The sequence below is a fragment of the Mesorhizobium sp. CA7 genome (genome assembly GCF_020165015.1).
GTDB lineage: Bacteria > Pseudomonadota > Alphaproteobacteria > Rhizobiales > Rhizobiaceae > Mesorhizobium.
Map to the genome: position 1 here is coordinate 59,024 of NZ_JAIUHH010000004.1, position 19,137 is coordinate 78,160.

Sequence of the window (19,137 nt, forward strand, 5' to 3'; positions counted from 1 at the left end):
TTCTCTTGTCTCCAGCCGGTCGTGCAGGTGTTCGAATTTAGCGGTGCATCTGCAGAAACGACCAACGGGGTCAGTTGTTGAAGGGAGGTCACTATGGAAAGTGATGCTTTCAAGCAGCCAGTTTTCGTAGGGGAGAATGGCTACATCCAAAAGATCGACTGCGTGATGGATGCCATTGAGTTTTTGGAAGAATGGCCGGTGGAGAGACGTGGCCTGCTTCACGCGGCGGCCTGCGAGGCGTGCTACTCGGCCTATGACGGTCGGAAACCAGTCGAGGCCGCGCACAAGGCCTTTACGACTTGGGCCCGCAAGGTTGGCGTCATCGAGGACGTGCCCACAGCACCGCCGTGGATGACTGGGCCAAAGATCAGCAACGCAGACCTCTTGTGAGGGTGCGAAAGGCCTCCTCGTCAGGCGCAGCTTGCGACGAATCGCGCCGGAGCGAAACGCAAACCTGGGCGCCGATCCCCTTCTGACCTGCCGGCCCTCCCCCCTCAAGCGGCGAGGCTACGCGCCCTTCCCTCGCGCAATGAAATGCGGATTGGCGAAATCGCCGTCGCTGGCCTGGTTGCGCTTGCCGTAGACGAGCGGCTGGCCGTCCAGCGTGCGCGTCATGCCACCGGCGGCGCGCAGCACTGCGTCGCCGGCGGCCGTGTCCCATTCCATGGTGCGGCCGAAGCGCGGATAGACGTCGGCTTCCGCCGCAGCGAGCAGGCAGAATTTCAATGACGAGCCGATCGAGACGATCTCCGCGGCGCCGAGATCGCGGATGAATTCCTCGGTTTCCGGCGTGTTGTGCGAGCGGCTTGCCACGACCGCGAGCGGCGTGCCCCCTGCCCGCACCGTGATCGGCCGGCGGCCGGCGATGCGATAGTCGGCATCGACCTCCAGCGCCTCGGCCTTGCCGGGTCGCCCGGAGAAAAAGCGTCCCGTGCACGGCGCGAAAACGACGCCGACTTCCGGAACGCCGTGGCGGACCAGCGCGATGTTGACGGTGAAATCGGTGCGGCGGTTGACGAATTCCTTGGTGCCGTCGAGCGGATCGATCAGGAAGAAGGCGCCGTCGAGATCGGGCGTTGCAATTCCCGCTGCGACCTCCTCCTCGGCCACGCAGGGGATGTCCGGATAGGCGGCGCGCAGGCCGGCCAGGATGATCTTCTCGCTTTCGCGGTCGGCTTCCGTTACCGGCGAAGAATCGGCCTTGCTGTCGACGGCGCAGCCTTCGTGGAAGACGCGCATCACCACGCGCCCGGCCTCGAGCGCCAGGCGCTCGAAGACGCCGAGCATCGCCTCGTCAGATACCGCCGCCATTGTCATACTGCTCCTCGGCAATGTCGCGCTCGGTCAGCCAGTGTTCCAAGGCTTCCGCCATCTCCTGCGGGCTCCTGCCCAGAGTCTTCAGGTGTATTTCCGGGTTCTCCGGCGCCTCATAAGGAGAATCCACGCCGGTGAAATTCTTGATCTCGCCGCTCAGAGCGCGCGCGTAAAGGCCCTTCGGATCGCGGCGGGCGCATTCCTCGAACGGGGTGTCGACGAACACCTCGACGAACTCGCCCTCGGCCATCAGCTCGCGTGCCATGCGCCGTTCGGCGCTGAAGGGCGAGATGAAGGAGACGATGACGATCAAGCCGGCATCGGCCATCAGCTTGGCCACCTCGGCGACGCGGCGGATGTTTTCCACGCGGTCGGCGTCGGTGAAGCCGAGATCGCGGTTGAGGCCGTGGCGGACATTGTCGCCGTCGAGGATGTAGGTGTGGCGGCCGGACGCGAACAGCTTCTTCTCGAACAGATTGGCGATGGTCGACTTGCCTGAGCCGGAGAGCCCGGTGAACCAGAACACGGCCGGGCGCTGGTTCTTCAGGTCGGAGCGGCCGCGCTTGCCGACGTCGAGCGACTGCCAGTGGATGTTTTCGGCACGGCGCAGCGAATGCAGGATCATACCGGCGCCGACGGTGGCGTTGGTGATGCGGTCGATCAGGATGAAGGCGCCGGTGGTGCGATTCTCGGCGAAGGGATCGAAAGCGATCGGCGCGCGGGTCGACAGGTTGCAGACGCCCACCTCGTTGATGTCGAGCGACTTCGCCGCCTCATGCGCGAAATCGTTGACGTTGACCCGGTATTTCAGGTCGGTGACTGTCGCGCTCACCTGGTCGGTTTCGGTGCGCAGGATGTAGGAGCGGCCGGGCAGCAGCGCCTGCTCGTCGAACCAGACGATGTTGGCGGCGAACTGGTCGGCGACCTGCGGACGCGCGGCCGGCGACACCAGCATATTACCGCGCGACACCTCCACTTCGTCCTCGAGGACGAGCGTGATCGCCTGGCCAGCGACCGCCTGCTCGAGGTCGCCGCCTTGCGCGACGATGCGCTTGACCCGGGATGCCTTGCCGGATTTCGCGACGACGACCTCGTCTCCTTCAGAGACGGTGCCCGAGGCGATGGTGCCGGCAAAGCCGCGGAAATCGAGGTTCGGACGGTTCACATACTGGACGGGGAAGCGAAACGGCAGCTCGACGGCGGCCTCGTCGACAGACACGGTTTCCAGATGCTCGATCAGCGACGGCCCGGAATACCAGGGCGTGCGCTCCGAGCGGCTGGTGACGTTGTCGCCAAAGCGCGCCGACATCGGGATCGGCGCGACGCTCATGAAGCCCAGTTCCTTGGCGAATTCGCCGTAGTCGGCGACGATCCGGTCGAACACCGTCTTGTCGGAGCCGACGAGGTCGATCTTGTTGACCGCAAGCACGATATGCCGGATGCCGAGCAGCGAGGCGATGATGGAGTGGCGCCGGGTCTGGCGAAGCACGCCCTGGCGCGCGTCGATCAGCACGATCGCGAGATCGGCGGTCGAGGCGCCCGTCGCCATGTTGCGCGTGTACTGCTCGTGGCCGGGCGTGTCGGCGACGATGAACTTGCGCTTCGGCGTGGCGAAGAAGCGATAGGCGACATCGATGGTGATGCCTTGCTCGCGCTCAGCCTCCAGCCCGTCGACCAGCAGCGCGAAGTCGATGTCGTCGCCGGTGGTGCCGTGCTTGCGCGAATCCTTTTCGAGCGCGGCGAGCTGGTCCTCGAATATCTGCTTGGTGTCGGAGAGCAGCCGGCCGATCAGCGTCGACTTGCCGTCGTCGACCGAGCCGCAGGTGAGGAAGCGCAGCAGCGACTTCTTCTCCTGCGCGGCCATGTAGTCGCGGATCGAATCGGCCGGGGCGAGGCTCTTGGCCATCATGTGGCGCATTATCAGAAATACCCTTCGCGCTTCTTCTTTTCCATGGAGCCGGCCTCGTCGCGGTCGATAAGGCGGCCCTGGCGCTCGGAGGTGCGTGCGGTCAACATCTCGCCGACGATGGCTTCCAGCGTGTCGGCATCCGACTCGATCGCGCCGGTCAGCGGATAGCAGCCCAGCGTGCGGAAGCGCACCAGGCGGTTCTCGACCGCCTCGCCGGGATGCAGTTGCATGCGGTCGTCATCCTTCATGATGAGCATGCCGTCGCGCTCGACAACCGGCCGCTCCTTGGCGAAATAGAGCGGCACGATCGGGATGTTCTCCTGCAGGATGTACTGCCAGATATCGAGCTCAGTCCAGTTGGACAGCGGAAAGACGCGGATCGATTCGCCCGGCGCGATGCGGGTGTTGAAGATCTTCCACATTTCCGGCCGCTGGTTCTTCGGGTCCCAGGCGTGCTGGGCGTTGCGGAAGGAAAAGATGCGCTCCTTGGCGCGCGACTTCTCCTCGTCGCGGCGGGCACCGCCGAAAGCGGCGTCGAAGCCATATTTGTCGAGCGCCTGGCGCAGCGCCACCGTCTTCATGACATGGGTGTGGGTGTTGGAACCATGGTCGAACGGATTGATGCCGTCGCGCACGCCGTCCTCGTTGACGTGGACCAAAAGGTCGAAGCCTAGCTTCTGCGCCATCTGATCGCGAAAGGCGATCATCTCGCGGAATTTCCAGGTGGTGTCGACATGCAGGAACGGGAAAGGCGGCTTGGCCGGATAAAAGGCCTTCATCGCCAGATGCATCAGCACGGAAGAATCCTTGCCGACCGAATAGAGCATCACCGGCTTGGAGAAAGACGCCGCGACCTCGCGGAAGATGTGGATGGATTCGGCCTCGAGCCGCTGCAGATGCGTGAGCGCGATATTCATGGAGCGTCGAGCGTTCTCTCGTGCCGTCGGGCGGAATCTTGCATCGCAGGGGCAATCCGATGCCGCCCAGGCGCAGATTTCACTTCGGACAAACTGTTTCGTGCGGGCGTTCTAACAGATCGGCGCCGCCGATAACAATGCAAGACCCGCACGGCGCGCGGTGATTGGAGAACGAATTTTCCAAACACGCCCGGCAAAGCGGAAAATCCTGCCGGAGCCATCGAAAACGCTTAGCGGGAAAAGCCGTGGCTCCCAGACAATTCCGGAACTCGCCGGACCGGGGATTACTGTCGCAACATTGTCGACCGCACTATCGCGGATCGGCGCCAGCCGCTATATGGGCCCGGGGTACGGGCAAGGCGCGGCAAACGGAGACCGGCGAGGCGGCCTTTGGCTGGCTCGATGGATCCGGGCGCAACCTGGAATTGCGAAGCGAAGCATTTGAACCCGTCTACAACGCTCCGGCGCCACCTCACGCCCGCACAGATCAACATCTATTTCTCGATCGTCTGCTTTTTTTCGCCGCCGGTGCTTGGATCGCTGGTCAGCATCGCCTTCAATGCCGGTGGCGTGTGGTCGGCGATGCTGGTGGCCGCGAAGCGGCGACGCTTCAATATCGACCGGCCGATGCTCGCCGTCACGGCGGCGATCTATGCCTATTGCGCGGCGATGGTTCTCGCTTCGATCGTCAACGGCACGCTGGCTGCTGATTTGCGGTTCTTACTGCCGTTGATCACCTTCCTGCTTTTCCCCCTCTCCTATTCGACGTGGAGCATCACCGAGAAGACCGCGCTGGCACGCATCGCCATTCTGGCCAGCACCGCGGCCTGCTTCGGCGCGCTGGCGATGGCCGTGTTCCAGTCCCACCGGCTCGGTGTGAGGGCGGAGGGCGGCGCCGGCAATCCGATCGTCTTCGCTACCGTCACGTGCCTTGCCGCCATGACATGCCTTGCCGGCGCCCTGTCAGGCATCGAGAAACGCTGGAAGCTGCTGGTCCTGGCAGCGATAGCCGGAGCCCTGGCGATCGTCTATTCGGGATCGCGCATGATCTGGGTAGCCGTGCCGATTGCCGGCATCGTCGTGCTCCTCATCAACCGCCGCCGGTTCACCGGTGCCAGCGTGGCGCGCTTCGTGGCGATCGGCGTCGTGGTCGCCCTTGTGATTGCCGCCATCGGCTCTCGCGTCATCCTGGACCGGGCCGATTTCCTGGTCAGCGACTGGGATGCGCTGAATGTCAATGGCGACCATTCGACCGCGCTCGGCTTGCGCGTAGCGATGTGGGAAATCGGTTTTGCCGCGTTTCGCGAGATGCCGATTTTCGGCCACGGCATCTCGGCGAGCCGGGCGCTGATGAAGCACGGCTTGCAGGACCAGTTCGGCCTACAGCAGGGTTTCAGCCATTTCCACAACGGCTTCCTGACGGCGCTGGTCGAGGCCGGCCTGCTGGGAGCATTGGCCCTGGCGTCGATCTTCGTCGTTGCCGCACGGAATGCGGCACGGACGCTGCGCCGCAGCGCCGATCCGGTGGAGAGGTTCGGCGCGACGATGATCCTTGTCGCCGTCATCACCTATCTCACCGGCGGAATGGCCGGAATCCTGGTCGGCCACGATATCCTCGACGCGACGCTGATGGTGTTCCTGATCTCGGGAACCTACCTCGCTTCCGGACGGACGATAGAACCGACCGGAAAAAGCGCGCCCACCATGGCGCCGGGCGCCAGCCCGCAACCATGAAGGTCCTGGTTACCGGCGCGACGGGCTTCATTGGACGCCGGATCGTCAGCCGGTTGGGCGAGGCCGGATTCGACATACGGATCGCATCGCGCCTGCCGCAGCGGCTGGCAGGCGAGGGCGATGCCGTCGCGCTGCCCGCTACCGATGCACCGCAGGAGGCCTTTCTGACCCTGATGCGTGACGTGACGCATGTCGTCCACTGCGCGGCGCTCAATAATGACCGCAGCGCCGGCGCGGCCGACTTGCGAGCCGTCAACGCGACGCTGACCGGACGGCTCGCCCAGGCCGCCGCCACGCGTATCGACGGGCGCTTCGTCTATCTCTCCTCGATTCGCGCCGTGGTGGGCGCAGGGTTCAGCGGCACGATCGACGAGGCCACGCCCCCTGCCCCGCAATGCGCCTACGGGCGCTCCAAGCGCGAAGGCGAGATCGCAATGCTGGAGGCTTTTGCAACGGCCGGACGCGCCGGCGCGACGGCGCTGCGGTTGGCGCCGGTCTATGGCGAAGGCATGAACGGAAATCTGCGCGGGCTGATGCGGTTGGCCGCCACCGGCCTGCCGCTGCCGACAGCCGCTCTGACTGCGGTTCGTTCGCTCCTCTCGCATGACGCCGTGGCCGGCGCCGTGATGCATCTTTTGAGCCGTCCCACGGCACCGCTCCCAATTTATGTGCTGGGCGATGCTTCGCCGGTTGCGGTGTCCGAAATCGCCACCGCGTTCCGGCGCGGATATGGCCGGCCGGCCCGGCTCCTTCCCGTGCCGGCCTGGCCGTTCCGAATGCTGGCCACGCTCAGCGGCAGACGGGCCGCGTGGCAAGCTCTGGTGGCGACGCAGGTCTGCGATTCGTCGTTGCTTGCGTCGGAAGGCTGGGAACGGGAGGCCGACACACTCGGCCGGCTTGAAGAACTGGCGCGACAGAGGAGCCGTTCGCCACTTCCGTGAGCGGTGAACCGCTCTATGTGCGGAAGAACGTGCCCAGCAATATCTTGAGGTCCAGGCCGGTCGAGGCGGCCTTGATGTAAGCCGCGTCGGTTTCAGCGCAAAGTCTTGGATCGGACATGTCGATGCCCTTGACCTGCGCCAGCCCTGTGATGCCTGGAAGTGCTGCCAGCACGCCCAGTTCCTTGCGCCGTTCGATCAGTTCCGCCTGCGTCGGCAGGCATGGACGAGGGCCGACAAGGCTCATCTCACCCTTCAGCACGTTCCAGAGTTGCGGCAGTTCGTCGATCTTGGTTGCGCGCAGAACCTTGCCGACCGCGGTGACCGAACCGGACGGCGCCTCGTGGGTGGGCAAGGAAGGGGTTTCCCGATACATGGTGCGCAGCTTGTGGCAGGCGAAGAGGGCTCCTCCCCGGCCGACGCGGATCTGCGAGAAGATGGCGGGGCCGGTCGACGTCGCCCGGATCGCCAGCATCGCGACAAGCAGGACCGGCGACGCCAGCGCCAGCATCGGAACGGCGACCGCCAGGTCGAGCGCGCGCTTTGCCGTCATGGCTCAGATCCGGCGCCAGAGGAAAGCGACATAGAGCCCGACCGTGCCCATGAATGTCTGCCGGTAGACACCGCTTTTGCCGAGCAGGCCGAAGCGCCTGAGGATATTGCCCTTGCGTGCCCTGATGAACAGGCGAAGGCAAAGCGCTGCATCGCGCGCGATGAGGTCGCGGTTGACGGCTAGGCCGCGCAGATTGGTGTCCGTCCAGGTGGCGAACTGGCCCTTGAACAGACGGCCCAGCCTTGAAAACCTCGCTTTCCATGAAACGTTGGCGCCGACGAGGTTTGCCGCGTGCTGGCGGTATCTGACCAGCGGCCGCGGCTCGTAGCGGACTTTGCCGCCGGCGGCGGTGACGATGAGATAGGCCCACCAGTCATGGCTGACGAATTCGGTTCTGGCCGACGCTTTTGCTAGAAGGTCGCGCGCCTTGCGGTTGAAGAGCATGGTGTTGCCGCCGGCGATGCTTTGCACCAGCGCGTTGCGGAAGGACGGCGGGCGCCGGAAGAGCGGCGAGTAGCCGGCCGGAACGCCAGCCTCAGAGATAGTCGCCGTGCGCGAGCAGAACAGGAGCGGCGTTTCCATGTCCTCTCCCTCCATCCAGCGGATGGCGGCCTCCAGCCGATCCGGCTCCCAGACATCGTCCTGGTCGCAAAAGGCGTAGCAGTCGGCATCGATGCGCGGATCGAGGATCATGGAGCGGAAATTGGCGGCGAAGCCCCTTCGCGGGCCCTGCAAAAGTGTCAGCGACCCCTTGGTCCAGCGCGATCGCCACGCCTCGACGATCGCGGCCGTGGCGTCCGACGAGCCGTCGTCGGAAACCCAGAGATCGACGAGCGGCCAGGATTGCGTAGCCAAGGATTCCAATTGTTCGCCGATATAGGCCGCGCCATCCTTCGTGCCCATGAGAACGGCCACGCGCTGATCTTTTCTGGTCACGGCTTTGGAATCACTTGCCCGCGAGGTGCTTGAAAGGTTTTCAATATCTAATTGCGGGCCCGCGGCAAAGTTTTAACCGACCTGCCCGGCCGCTTTCGGCACCGCCTCTTCGCGCACGCCGCCCATGTCTTCTTCCGCCCGATAGAGCCCGGCCAGGATGGCAAGTGCCGCGGTCTTGTCGCGAGCTTGCATCGCGGCCGCCAGCGCCGGCAGGGCCGCCTCGATCCTCGGCCATTCGACGACGCCGGTCCTGAGGCCGAAGATCTTGGCGGTGTCGAGCTTGACCACCTCCTCGTTCTCGGCGTGCAGCGTCTCGTGCAGCTTCTCGCCTGGCCTGATGCCGGTGAAGCGGATAGGAATATCGGTGTAGGGGCTTTTGCCGGCCATGCGGATCATGGTTTCGGCGACTTCGAGGATCGGCACCGGCTTGCCCATGTCGAGCATGTAGATGGCGTAGTCGTCCTTGCCCTGGCGCTGCTCGGCATCGGCGGCCGACATAATGACGAGGTCGACGGCCTCGGCCATGGTCATGAAATAGCGGGTCATGCGCCGGTCGGTGATGGTGACCGGCCCGCCGGCCTCGATCTGCGCCTGGAAGACGGTCGCCACCGAGCCGTTGGAGCCGAAGACGTTGCCGAAGCGCACGGCGATGAATTTCGTGCCCGAATGACGCAGATCAACGGGGCCGGCATGGCCGTTCGCCGCGCCGGCACGCGGCGGCGGCGAGGCCGCCTGGGCCTCATGCAGCGAGGACACGATCTGTTCGGCCGCGCGCTTGGTGACGCCCAGCACCGAGGTCGGGTCGACGGCCTTGTCGCTGGAAATCAGCAGGAACTGCGGCACCCCGCATTCGGCGGCGATTTCGGCGCAGGCGAGCGTGCCGAAGACATTGGTCTCGATCGCCGCTTCCCAGTTCTCCTCGAGCAGCGGCACATGCTTCAGCGCCGCGGCATGAAAGATGATCGCGGGTTTGAACTCGCTGACGAGGCGCCTCATGTGAGGCCGGTCGGCGACGTCGACGATGCGGCTGGTCAGCCGGTCGCGGTCGGCGTCATCGGTCTGCTGATCGAGCTGGAAAATGCCGAACTCGGAATTGTCGGCCACCAGCACCGCCTCGGCGCCCAGCTCCAGCGCGCGCTTGACGAGCACGCGGCCGATGGAGCCGGCGCCGCCGGTGACCATCACGCGCTTGCCGCCGACGAAGGCGCCGATGCGCGTGGTATCGGTGGCGACCGCCGAACGGCGCATGATGGTTTCCATCTCGACGGCATCGAGAACCAGCTTGCCGCCCTGCCCCAGTTCCGACAGGCCGGCAAACTGGACGACGGCGATGCCGCTGTGGCGGGCGACGCGCACCAGCTCGGCATAGTCTTCGATCTCGCGCTCGACCCCCTGGCCGAAGATCAGGAGGTCGAGGCTTTGCGTGCCTTTGACATAGTCTTCCAGCACCTCGACCAGGCGCGGTCGCAGCGCCACGACCGGAACGCCCTGGATCCGCGTGCCGAGCGGCGCCGCGCTCTCGGTGGCCATGATGCCGGCGATGGCGTATTCGGCGGGCTGCGCCGTGCGGGTGAAGCGCACGATCAGATCCGCCTCGCCCAGCCGGCCGATGAACAGCGCCTGCTTGGTCGAGGCATCGCCGGCGGCGCGGCGCAGGATGCGCCAGCTCGCGCCGTCGCGCAGGAAGCGATAATAGAGCCTGGGCGCCGAGATGATGGTGAAGGAGACCAGGAAGAAGACGATGAACTGGCGCTCGTTGAGGCCGGCGACCGGCTGGAAGAAGAAGCGGAAGGCCAGCGAGGCCAGATAGAGCACCACCGTCAGGCTGCCGCAGCCCTTGAGGATGTTGAAGAAGTCGGGCGTGGAGGCAAAGCGCCAGACGGTGTTGTAGAGGCCGCTGGATCGGAACAGCAGATGGGCGATGAGCACGATGAGCGCCCAGCAGGCCAGCCCGCCGACGGAGAACGCGTCGAAGGAAAGCCGCGACTGCGACAGGATGAGACTAAGCGCCACCGCGACCAGGACCATGACGAGATCCTGGACCATGATGATGGCGCGCCGCATCCTCGGTCGGAGTTCCGATACGGCTTCTACGTATGCGGTCATTGGGCAGTACTGACTCCAGGCGCGGTGATACTATCAGAACGGCCGCGGACAAAACATCGCCCACCGCCACTTCAGATTGCAATTCCCCGACCCGTCACCCGGTTACCGCCTTAGCGCGGAGAGGGCGGGAGGGCTAGAGGTTTTTTGGGCGATATTCGATTGTGCGGATGATTTGACTTGAAGCCGCAATAACTCAGGCTGGATTGCCAGTCGTTCAGAGAAACTGTCAGATACCTAACAGGGAAAGCTAATAAATGTCACGATGTGACGATCCGGCTTCCATCTTTGGCTTCAGCGAGCTCGGCGAGCGGCCGAGTGGAGTCGCTGACGGCGGTGCCGATCAGGTCTGCGGAAGCGGTTTGGCCAGCCCCTAGGCTCGCAGCGTCCCACAAAATGACGCCAGCCTGTCGCGACCGAGCCGGAATCTCAACAGTTGTGCCTGGTGGTTCCGGCTTTCCGCTGTCTCCGCGATGCAAGTATTCTTAACTGAGTCATGTCAGAATCATCTGAATTTCCGGATGTTTGCGGGGCAAATACGCCGGAACGAAGAAGACACGCTGTTGAGTTGTTGATGACGAAGCCGAATGCCGTTCCGATGAATGACCTTAAGCGTCTGTACCAGCGCTATGAGGTTGAAATCGCGCGCGAAGTAGCAAGCACGCTGCGGTCCGGATGGTGGCTCAATGGCGCGGCAGGAAAGCGATTCGCAGCGAACTTTGCGACGTTTGCAGGAGCCTCGGATTGCATCCTCGTCGCAAACGGAACGGACGCCCTTGAACTCGCCTTACGCTCTATCGTCGGGCTTGGCGATCCGCATGGACGCGAGGTGATCGTGGCGGCGAATGCCGGGGGATATGCCAGTTGCGCGTGCTGGCACAACGACCTTATTCCACACTACGTCGATATCGAACCAGCCAGCCAACTTGCAAGCGTCCAGTCGGTGCTGGATGCGGTGAGCACCGACACGGCTGCGATTGTCGCTACCCATCTTTACGGCGGCGTGGTCGATGTACCCGCTATCCGGGCAGGACTTGCCGATGCCGGCATGTCGCACATACCGATCATCGAGGATTGCGCCCAGGCACATGGTGCTCGCATCAGAGGTGAAACGGCTGGATCACTTGGGGATATCGCCACTTTCAGCTTCTATCCGACCAAAAATCTCGGCGCGATGGGTGACGGCGGCGCAGTCCTCACCTCCAACCCAAGACTGGCGGACCGCGTTCGTCAGCTTCATCAGTATGGCTGGAGTTCCAAATATCATGTGGCCCTGCCGGGAGGGCGCAACTCTCGCATGGACGAGGTCCAGGCCGCGATTTTGGATGTGCTGCTTCCGGACTTGAACAGCCGCAACGAACAACGCCGCAGCATCGTTAGCCGATTTAGGGCCGTCACTGGACGCCGGCTCAAATTCCTCGACGGCGGCAACGGCGCCGTCGCACACCTCGCGGTCCTGCTATGTGACGACCGGGACGCATTCCGCACCTTCATGAAGGAGCGCGGGGTCGATACCGATGTCCACTATCCCGTGCTCGATTGCGATCAGGTTGGTTGGGCTGCCCTGCCCATGAAAGGGACCGAAAATCTCGCGATCTCCAGGGCAAGCATCAGTCGTCTCTGTTCCGTCCCGTGCTATCCGGACATGACGAATGATGAGGTCGAGCAAGTGTGCGGGGCCCTCAGCGACTGGGAGGCAATGTGACTGCGCGCTCTCTTGTTTTTCCCATTTACCGCAATGAGCCGAACATCCCTTCCCTGTTGCAGGCCGTCGCCAAATTCGACGCCATCTATGAGGGCGACATCGAGTTTGTCTTCGTCATCGATGGATCGCCCGACCAGTCGGGCGGCCTGCTGGTCAGGGCCTTGAAGGACGCCAGCTACAGATACAAGATCATCTTCCACAGCCGGAATTTTGGCTCCTTCACGGCCATTCGGACGGGGCTCGAGCATGCATCCGGCAAACATGTGGCCGCGATGGCTGCCGACCTCCAGGAACCGCCCGAGCTCATTGTCGAATTCTTTTCGATGCTGGAAAAGGACACGGCCGATGTCGTGTTTGGCCGCAGAACCGGCCGCGACGATCCCCTTCTGACACGTTTCCTGTCCCGGGCCTTCTGGAGCGTTTACCGCAGGCTGATCTTGCCCAGCATGCCGAGCGGCGGCGTGGATATATTTGCCTGCAACCGCCAGGCGCTCGATGCGATCCTGTCAATCGAGGAGCCAAACAGCTCGCTTGTGGTTCAGCTGTTCTGGGTCGGGTTCAGGCGGGAGTTCGTGCCCTACCGGCGGCGCGAGCGGGAGCATGGGAAGAGTGCCTGGGGCATTGGGCGCAGGCTCAGATATATGATGGATTCGATCTTCTCGTTTTCCGATTTTCCGATCGTTTTCATACTCTGGGTAGGCATTGCGGGCTGCGTGCTCAGCCTTGTGTTTGCCGTGATCACCGTCGTCGCCCGCTTGCTGGGCAAGATCGATCCGGCCGGGTACACGACGCTGGTGCTGCTGATCGTGGGGTTTGGATCAGCGATCCTCGCGGTGCAAGGCATCCTTGGCTGTTATCTTTGGCGGGCGGTCGAAAACACCAAATCGCGCCCATTGCGGATAATAAGCCGTATCGTCGACGGGACGTCCGCATGAACGACAAACCATTCTTTGTTCATGACCGCGGTATCTGCGAAAGCACGCGCGTCGGCAATGGAACGCGCATATGGGCGTTTGCTCATGTCCTCCCAGGCGCCGTGATCGGCGCGAACTGCAACATCTGCGATCATGTCTTCATCGAAAATGACGTGAGCGTCGGAGATGACGTCACGATAAAAAGCGGCGTTCAGCTATGGGATGGCGTTCGGCTGGGCAATCGCGTGTTCGTCGGTCCGAATGCGACCTTCACCAACGACCGCTTCCCGCGTTCGAAACACTATCCGGAGCAGTTTCTCCAGACGGTCGTCGAGGACGGCGCGTCGATCGGCGCCAACGCAACGATCCTGCCGGGCATAACGATCGGCCGCCAGGCGATGATCGGCGCCGGCGCCGTGGTGACCAAGAACGTGCCGGCAAACGCCGTGGTCGTTGGAAATCCGGCCGTCATCATCGGCTATCAGACCGGCCCGCAGGTCGAGCCTGTGATGACGCAAGCGGCCCCCGGCGCCGCGGGCGACAGGATGGCGCTGGGCGTCGGCGGATGTGAGCTCTGGCGGCTGCCGCACTTCAGCGACCTGCGCGGCGAGCTGGCCCCGCTCGAGTTCGGACAGAACCTGCCCTTCAAGCCTTTGCGCTCGTTTCTCGTTTACGGCGTCCGTTCCGACAAGGTCAGGGGCGAGCATGCGCACCGCCAGTGCCACCAGTTCCTGATTGCCACCCATGGCCGCCTGTCGGTGGTCGTCGATGACGGCCACGACAGAAAGGAAGTGTCGCTGGCGGATCCCTCGGTCGGGCTCTATCTGCCGCCCGGCGTATGGGGCATCCAGTATAAGTTCCAGCCGGACACGGTCTTGCTCGTCATGGCCTCGCATCCGTATGACGCAAGCGATTATATCAGGGACTATTCGGATTTCCTCGCGACGGTCGGGCCGGATGACCGCTGACCGGATAGGCTCGGATGCGATCCGTTTTCTTGCGGCGGGAGGACTGAACACCGCGCTGACGAGTGCAGTCTACTTTGCCGGCCTGACGATGCTGTCGTCGGGCATGTCCTACACCATTGCCTGGCTGGCGGGCCTCGCATTCGTGATGGTGTTCTATCCGGACCGCGTCTTTCCCGGCGGGCGCACCGGCTTGACGGACCGGCTGGCGGTCGGCGGCTCGGTCGTCGGGGTGTTTGTAGCCGGGTTGGCGACCCTTCATTTTCTCGAGCGAGCGCTGCAAAGCCGAGCGGCGGCGTTCTTTGCAACGCTTGTCGTCACGACGATGCTCAATTTCCTGGTTTCTCGATGGATACTGCGCAGACGATACTGACACGCCCCTCCTCGATCCGGGCGGCGGTCTCGGTGGCCATGATGCCGGCGTATTCGGCAGGCTGGGCCGTGCGGGAGAAGCGCACGATCATGGCGCGCCGCATCCTCGGTCGGAGTTCGCAGGGGGACATGCTATCAGAACGGCGCCGGACAAAACATCGTCCGCCGCCACTCTGGATTGCAAATCCTCAACCCTGTCGCCCGACTGCCGCCTTTAATGTTCACGTCAAAGTGAAGACTGCTGCGTCCATCGGTTACCTACTAAGGGGCCACCGCCCTGATGTCTCCCAGATTACTGTCTAGATGCATGCTGTTGCGAATTGCCGACCCGACTCTTGAATCAGAGGAAGTTATCAGTGAGCCGAGACTGGGAAAACTGGGATGTTGGTGAAATCGCAAATGAGATTCATTCAATCTGGCAGAAGTCCCCAATTGAAAACGCTCATCGCCAAGAGCTTGTGGATATAGTATTGGGTCACGTCCCTGCTACAGCACCGTCGATTTTGGAAGTCGGTTGCGGGTCAGGTCTTATCTATCAAAAACTGATAGGACTTCTACCTACTGGCTCCAGATATATGGGCGTCGACTCGTCTTTAAAAATGTTGAATATAGCGAGAAAAAGTTTTCCCAAAGGCGAATTTCATTTCGGGGACGGCTACGGCCTTCTATTCGAAGATCGGGAATTCGACGTAGTTCTGTGCTTTGAGGTGCTCGGGCATATTCCCGAAATAGAACAGTTCGTGGCGGAATTGCTTCGCGTTTCACGCAAAACGTGCATCTTTACCACTTGGCCGAGCGAGAGTCAGGAGGTAGTGGAAAATTACGAAACGATTGGCAACGTTCAGTTTCTGCACCGACGGTATTCAGACGCCTTTGTTCGGAAAACAGTCAACTGTAGGAAGTTGGAGAGCCAAGGCAACATTGAATCCGTCAAGCTCCGCTCGGGAGGGCAAGTCTATATTGTAACGCGCACGCCATGACGTCTGGTGTGCGCGATGCACTCTACTGTCCGTAATTTATGAGCCGATTGAAGTGCCGTGCCCTTGTGCTACTCGAACTTGGCAAAAGGGAAACGTTTTGGCGTGCCGTACAGCGCCGTTGGCCGCACTACTTCATAGATGGTGACAGGTACGTCTGCTTCCCGCACGAACACTCGAAGCCGCCAGCCCGCCTGAAGATCGGTGACAGAGGTATTCAGGGAAAACTTCACTGGAAGATCCGCTTCAAGGCCCGAGAGAGAGCGTGTCGTAGAGCCCAGGATCTTGTCTTTGTTTGACACGATTTCTATGCCTATGAACCCGACTGTCGTCGGGGCAAGCGGCACGACGCCAAGATAGACTGTCGCGAGGGAGGGAAGCGCGAATTGCACCGTGTACTCCCTGTAGGATAGCTCCGATAGACTCTCGCTCAGCCGCAGCTCATCACGTCGGGCCCGGCCAAAGTGCCGACGGCTGAACAGCTCAAGCGGAGAAAACACGGAGGAAATGGTATCCCACACTTCGCTCGACCGCCAGGTGACGGCTCTCGCAAGTCTGAGTGGGCGAGAGAAATGCTGAGCCTCCACCTCCGAATGGAGCCTAGCAATTGTGGAAGCCACGGTGGGTTCAAATCTTTCGTGGAGCATGTCTGGTCGGACTCCCGAGGCGTCGGTGATTACGCCGATGGACGTGGGCGCCCATCTTTTGAAGGCACTGGCATAGAGGTCCATCAGTTCCGCACGGACGTAGCTCGAGCGCCCAAGAATAGATATCGTCCGGTAGGCGGCGCGCAACATCTCCGCCCGCCGTACAGTTGAATACCCAATAAGCTCCTTGACGGACTGCGCCAACTCTTCAGGTGACGTATTCTTAGCTATCAGGCCGCTATAGCGATGCTTGATCAATTCGGATACACCACCAACATTAGCCGATACAACAGCCAAACCAGACGCCATAGCCTGCAGCATCGTCTGCGGCATGGATTCGTCTAGCGCGGAGATAAGCAACAAGTCGCAGCTCGCGTAGAAGCGTTCCGGATCAGAAACGAAACCATGAAAAATTACATGATCTTCCAGACCTTGCTCCACCACATAATCGCGGCATACTTTAGCGTAGTCAGGGCGGAGGTCATCGTAACCGAGCACATGAACTGTAACGTCGTGCCCCACCTTCTGCAGCAGGAGAGCCGCCTTGATGGCAGCGAGTTGATTCTTGCGAGGCTGGAGCGTTCCTGAGACGACTATCTGCACCGGACTTTGCATAGCGAAGTTCCGAGCCTCACGAGCCTCGAAAAGCGAGAAAAAGACGCTATCAACTGGACAGACAATGCGCCGCACGGGAACCCCAGACGCTTTCTTCCATTGCTCTCCATGCGTTGACGAAGAACAATGAATCGCATGGGCGAAAGCCCGCGTGTTAGCACCCTCATAATATTGGTGGACACTGGCAACAACCGGAACGCCCAGTACCGATCCGAGTGCCGTCATGGTTGGCTGCCATGTAGCGAAATGAACAAGTCCAACATTCGAATCGCCCAGTCGTTCCCCAATGCGTTGGGCAACCTCTATATCGGTCGCATGTAGCGACCGTGCCTTGAATTCGTCGGCGCTGTTCGCTCCATGAGGCCAGTCCTCCTCCAACAGAGGTGCATCCTTCACTGCTTCGCGCCAGCGACGAGCAAACTCCGGTCCGAACTTGTCGTCCCGCCGGACCAAACCAACAACCCGGAAGCCAAACGACGCCACAAGCGCCGCATGTCGTAGCAAATGAAGCGTCGCACCTCCCAGTGCCGCTTCGTGAAACGCGTATAGAACTGCCTTGTTCTTCAAACGCTTGTGAAGTCCTGTCGCAGCGAGCGCGCCATACAGGTCGTAATACTGCACCTCCGCAGTATAGGCACCTTCGACAAATGCCCGCGCCCGCTCCAAGATTTCATCGCGCTGCTCCGCCTTGAGTGTGAGCAAACCTTCAATCGCGTCTGCCCAATCCTCAGGTCGATTACGCACTTTGACACAAACCGTGTCAGGCAGGCCGCTATAGGGTGGCACGTCACTCATCACACTAATTGCACCGGCGGCGACCGACTCCAGCAATTTGATAGGGCTTTTGCTCTGATCTGCGCGTGTCTCACCCTCGAGTGGCGTGAGCGAGAGATCGAAATACGTGTTGCTCAACTCATCCAGATATCTCTCGTAAGAATGGGTGAAAGGCCGGAAATGAACATCGCACTTCAGTGCCGGAAAATCACCCGGATCAACTCCCCAGAAATGAAATTCAACATTGTCTCGGTATTTAGACGCAATACGTTGAAGCCCTGGCCATATCTTCGATATAACTGGCGCGCGAAATTTATTGCTAAATATCGCAATCCTAAGCTTTCCATTCCGTGTGTATAAACGTGGCTCTATGTAGCGACGCTGTATACTGGTATTTAGTCTAATTGCATGCGGGTTATAAGTTTTGACGTCGTCGAGAATTTGATCGCTATATCCAATAACGGCATCAGAAGCAGTCACCTGAGCCACTATGCTGCGATATGCTGGCGTGCCAGGCGCGATAGAGGAATGTTCTGACCCCACTTCATGGAAGCGAAGCATATTGTCATCCATAAGGTAGGCGCAGGAGATCCCTCTTCCCTCGGTGCCCGTCACTAACTTTTCTGCCGATCCTACAGTGCGGTATAGAATGGCTACGTCGGTATCCGAGGTGTCAAAGGAAGGGACATCTCGCTCCCTAACGAAGGTACTTGAAAAACCCTTCTGCCCCTCAAGACGCTCGAAATTGCGGATAGTTACATCGACCGATGTGCTGTAGTCCGGCTTCGACACCAGGATGCGCCTGTGCTGCATTGCTCCTGATGCAGCAACTGCCATTTCTGTAGGAGTACAATAATCATTGAACTTCGATATGAAAGGCAATGCCTCCTCTCTATAATATTCCCTTATCTCTTTATCCGAGAACCTATTTCGCCAACCCTCCGCTGAAATCAGATCGTAATTAGCAATATTGTCAGGTCTTAGCTTTCTATCCCGATCAACTTGGAGGTACTTTGAAGTGCGGGTAAAATCTGCTCGTATATCTCGACCGAGCGAGTTCTTCATGTTAGCGTGAACAATTGAGCACGTCGTATCTATCCATTGGAACGGGGCACTTCGTCCGAAGCGCAGCCAAAGATCGTAATCCGAATATCGCCTAGCCACCACGTGAGGATCGTACATGCCGTGCCTCTCGAAAAGAGCGGCATGGTGAATCACTGAGTTGTTAGCGATGTAATTGCCCTGTAGGAGAAGGGCGTAATTGAACTCCTGTCCCAGCACGCGCTGAAAGGCCTCGCCCTCTTCGGTCGAGCGATAAGCATCGCAACTTCCATAGACGACGCTTGGTACGGACTGGCGCTCGAGCCACCCCATGCGAACCTTCAAGCTGTCTTCCGTCCAAAGATCATCATCAAACTGATAAGCGATGTACTTCCCACGGCCGCGAAGCGCAGCCTGATTCACTCGTAGAGCCGGAAGGCCACTATTATGTTTATAAGAGTGGATGACGACCCGATTGTCGGCAGAATGGTATTCATTCAGCACATCAGCGGTTCCATCGCGCGAACCATCATCCACGACGATGAGCTCTAAGTCACCATAACTCTGTGAAAGGACGCTCTCAATCGACAGCTGCAGAAGCCCATCTGCGCGCGCAAATGTGGGAAGGATAACCGTCACCCTGGGTTCTGATCCTCCCTTCTCTATGCGCCTAATGGAAAGATCGTGGCCACAGTCACCAAACTTCATGCTACCCTCGTAATT

Annotated in this window: 15 protein-coding genes; 8 read left to right on the forward strand and 7 right to left on the reverse strand. The window is 61.0% G+C overall.

The genetic code is table 11. The features are described from left to right. Window positions 1-93: 93 nt before the first annotated feature. Window positions 94-390 (forward strand): DUF982 domain-containing protein, encoded by a 297-nt coding sequence (locus LB552_RS10375; RefSeq protein WP_224604916.1) that lies wholly within the window; start codon window positions 94-96, stop codon window positions 388-390. Between the two features lie 117 nt (window positions 391-507). Here LB552_RS10375 and cysQ read toward each other — a convergent pair whose 3' ends face one another. From cysQ to cysD, 3 genes are read right to left on the reverse strand one after another with little or no spacing between them, the layout of a single operon-like run. Further along, window positions 508-1,287, reverse strand: a complete 780-nt coding sequence (cysQ, locus tag LB552_RS10380) for a 3'(2'),5'-bisphosphate nucleotidase CysQ (RefSeq protein WP_224526676.1) — start codon at window positions 1,285-1,287, stop codon at window positions 508-510. A gap of 7 nt (window positions 1,288-1,294) precedes the next feature. Further along, window positions 1,295-3,232, reverse strand: a complete 1,938-nt coding sequence (gene cysN, locus LB552_RS10385; RefSeq protein WP_224604918.1) for a sulfate adenylyltransferase subunit CysN — start codon at window positions 3,230-3,232, stop codon at window positions 1,295-1,297. Between the two features lie 2 nt (window positions 3,233-3,234). Then, complete coding sequence (gene cysD, locus LB552_RS10390; RefSeq protein WP_224707448.1) at window positions 3,235-4,140, reverse strand: sulfate adenylyltransferase subunit CysD; 906 nt, start codon at window positions 4,138-4,140, stop codon at window positions 3,235-3,237. A gap of 441 nt (window positions 4,141-4,581) precedes the next feature. Here cysD and LB552_RS10395 point away from each other — a divergent pair, with 441 nt between their 5' ends. Together LB552_RS10395 and LB552_RS10400 are read left to right on the forward strand one after the other, a co-directional pair. Further along, window positions 4,582-5,874 carry an O-antigen ligase family protein gene (locus LB552_RS10395; RefSeq protein ID WP_224604920.1) on the forward strand — a complete coding sequence of 431 codons (1,293 nt, stop codon included), beginning with the start codon at window positions 4,582-4,584 and terminating at the stop codon, window positions 5,872-5,874. Then, on the forward strand, window positions 5,871-6,815 hold the full coding sequence (locus LB552_RS10400; RefSeq protein ID WP_224604921.1) for an NAD-dependent epimerase/dehydratase family protein: 945 nt from the start codon (window positions 5,871-5,873) through the stop codon (window positions 6,813-6,815). Before LB552_RS10395 ends, LB552_RS10400 begins: the two co-directional genes overlap by 4 nt. 13 nt (window positions 6,816-6,828) lie before the next feature. Here LB552_RS10400 and LB552_RS10405 read toward each other — a convergent pair whose 3' ends face one another. The 3 genes from LB552_RS10405 to LB552_RS10415 all read right to left on the reverse strand — a co-directional run bounded on the left by LB552_RS10405 (window position 6,829) and on the right by LB552_RS10415 (window position 10,407). Continuing rightward, window positions 6,829-7,365 (reverse strand): sugar transferase, encoded by a 537-nt coding sequence (locus LB552_RS10405; RefSeq protein WP_224604923.1) that lies wholly within the window; start codon window positions 7,363-7,365, stop codon window positions 6,829-6,831. A gap of 3 nt (window positions 7,366-7,368) precedes the next feature. Then, a complete protein-coding gene (locus LB552_RS10410; RefSeq protein WP_318012027.1) occupies window positions 7,369-8,280 on the reverse strand; it encodes a glycosyltransferase family 2 protein in 912 nt (303 codons plus the stop codon). Between the two features lie 93 nt (window positions 8,281-8,373). Then, window positions 8,374-10,407 carry a UDP-N-acetylglucosamine 4,6-dehydratase gene (locus LB552_RS10415; RefSeq protein WP_224604926.1) on the reverse strand — a complete coding sequence of 678 codons (2,034 nt, stop codon included), beginning with the start codon at window positions 10,405-10,407 and terminating at the stop codon, window positions 8,374-8,376. 571 nt (window positions 10,408-10,978) lie between these two features. On the opposite strand from LB552_RS10415, the gene LB552_RS10420 reads away from it, so the two are divergent. From LB552_RS10420 to LB552_RS10440, 5 genes are all read left to right on the forward strand, one after another. Further along, window positions 10,979-12,109: a DegT/DnrJ/EryC1/StrS family aminotransferase gene (locus tag LB552_RS10420; RefSeq protein ID WP_224604941.1), complete on the forward strand. Its 1,131-nt coding sequence runs from the start codon at window positions 10,979-10,981 to the stop codon at window positions 12,107-12,109. Continuing rightward, complete coding sequence (locus LB552_RS10425) at window positions 12,106-13,044, forward strand: glycosyltransferase family 2 protein (protein WP_224604954.1); 939 nt, start codon at window positions 12,106-12,108, stop codon at window positions 13,042-13,044. Before LB552_RS10420 ends, LB552_RS10425 begins: the two co-directional genes overlap by 4 nt. Further along, window positions 13,041-13,991 carry a WxcM-like domain-containing protein gene (locus tag LB552_RS10430; protein WP_224604957.1) on the forward strand — a complete coding sequence of 317 codons (951 nt, stop codon included), beginning with the start codon at window positions 13,041-13,043 and terminating at the stop codon, window positions 13,989-13,991. Before LB552_RS10425 ends, LB552_RS10430 begins: the two co-directional genes overlap by 4 nt. Next, on the forward strand, window positions 13,981-14,361 hold the full coding sequence (locus LB552_RS10435; RefSeq protein ID WP_224604959.1) for a hypothetical protein: 381 nt from the start codon (window positions 13,981-13,983) through the stop codon (window positions 14,359-14,361). The genes LB552_RS10430 and LB552_RS10435 overlap by 11 nt, the downstream gene beginning before the upstream one ends. A 355-nt stretch (window positions 14,362-14,716) precedes the next feature. Next, window positions 14,717-15,340, forward strand: a complete 624-nt coding sequence (locus tag LB552_RS10440; protein ID WP_224604963.1) for a class I SAM-dependent methyltransferase — start codon at window positions 14,717-14,719, stop codon at window positions 15,338-15,340. Between the two features lie 68 nt (window positions 15,341-15,408). Here LB552_RS10440 and LB552_RS10445 read toward each other — a convergent pair whose 3' ends face one another. Beyond that, window positions 15,409-19,122 carry a glycosyltransferase gene (locus LB552_RS10445; RefSeq protein ID WP_224604967.1) on the reverse strand — a complete coding sequence of 1,238 codons (3,714 nt, stop codon included), beginning with the start codon at window positions 19,120-19,122 and terminating at the stop codon, window positions 15,409-15,411. Window positions 19,123-19,137 lie beyond the last annotated feature (15 nt).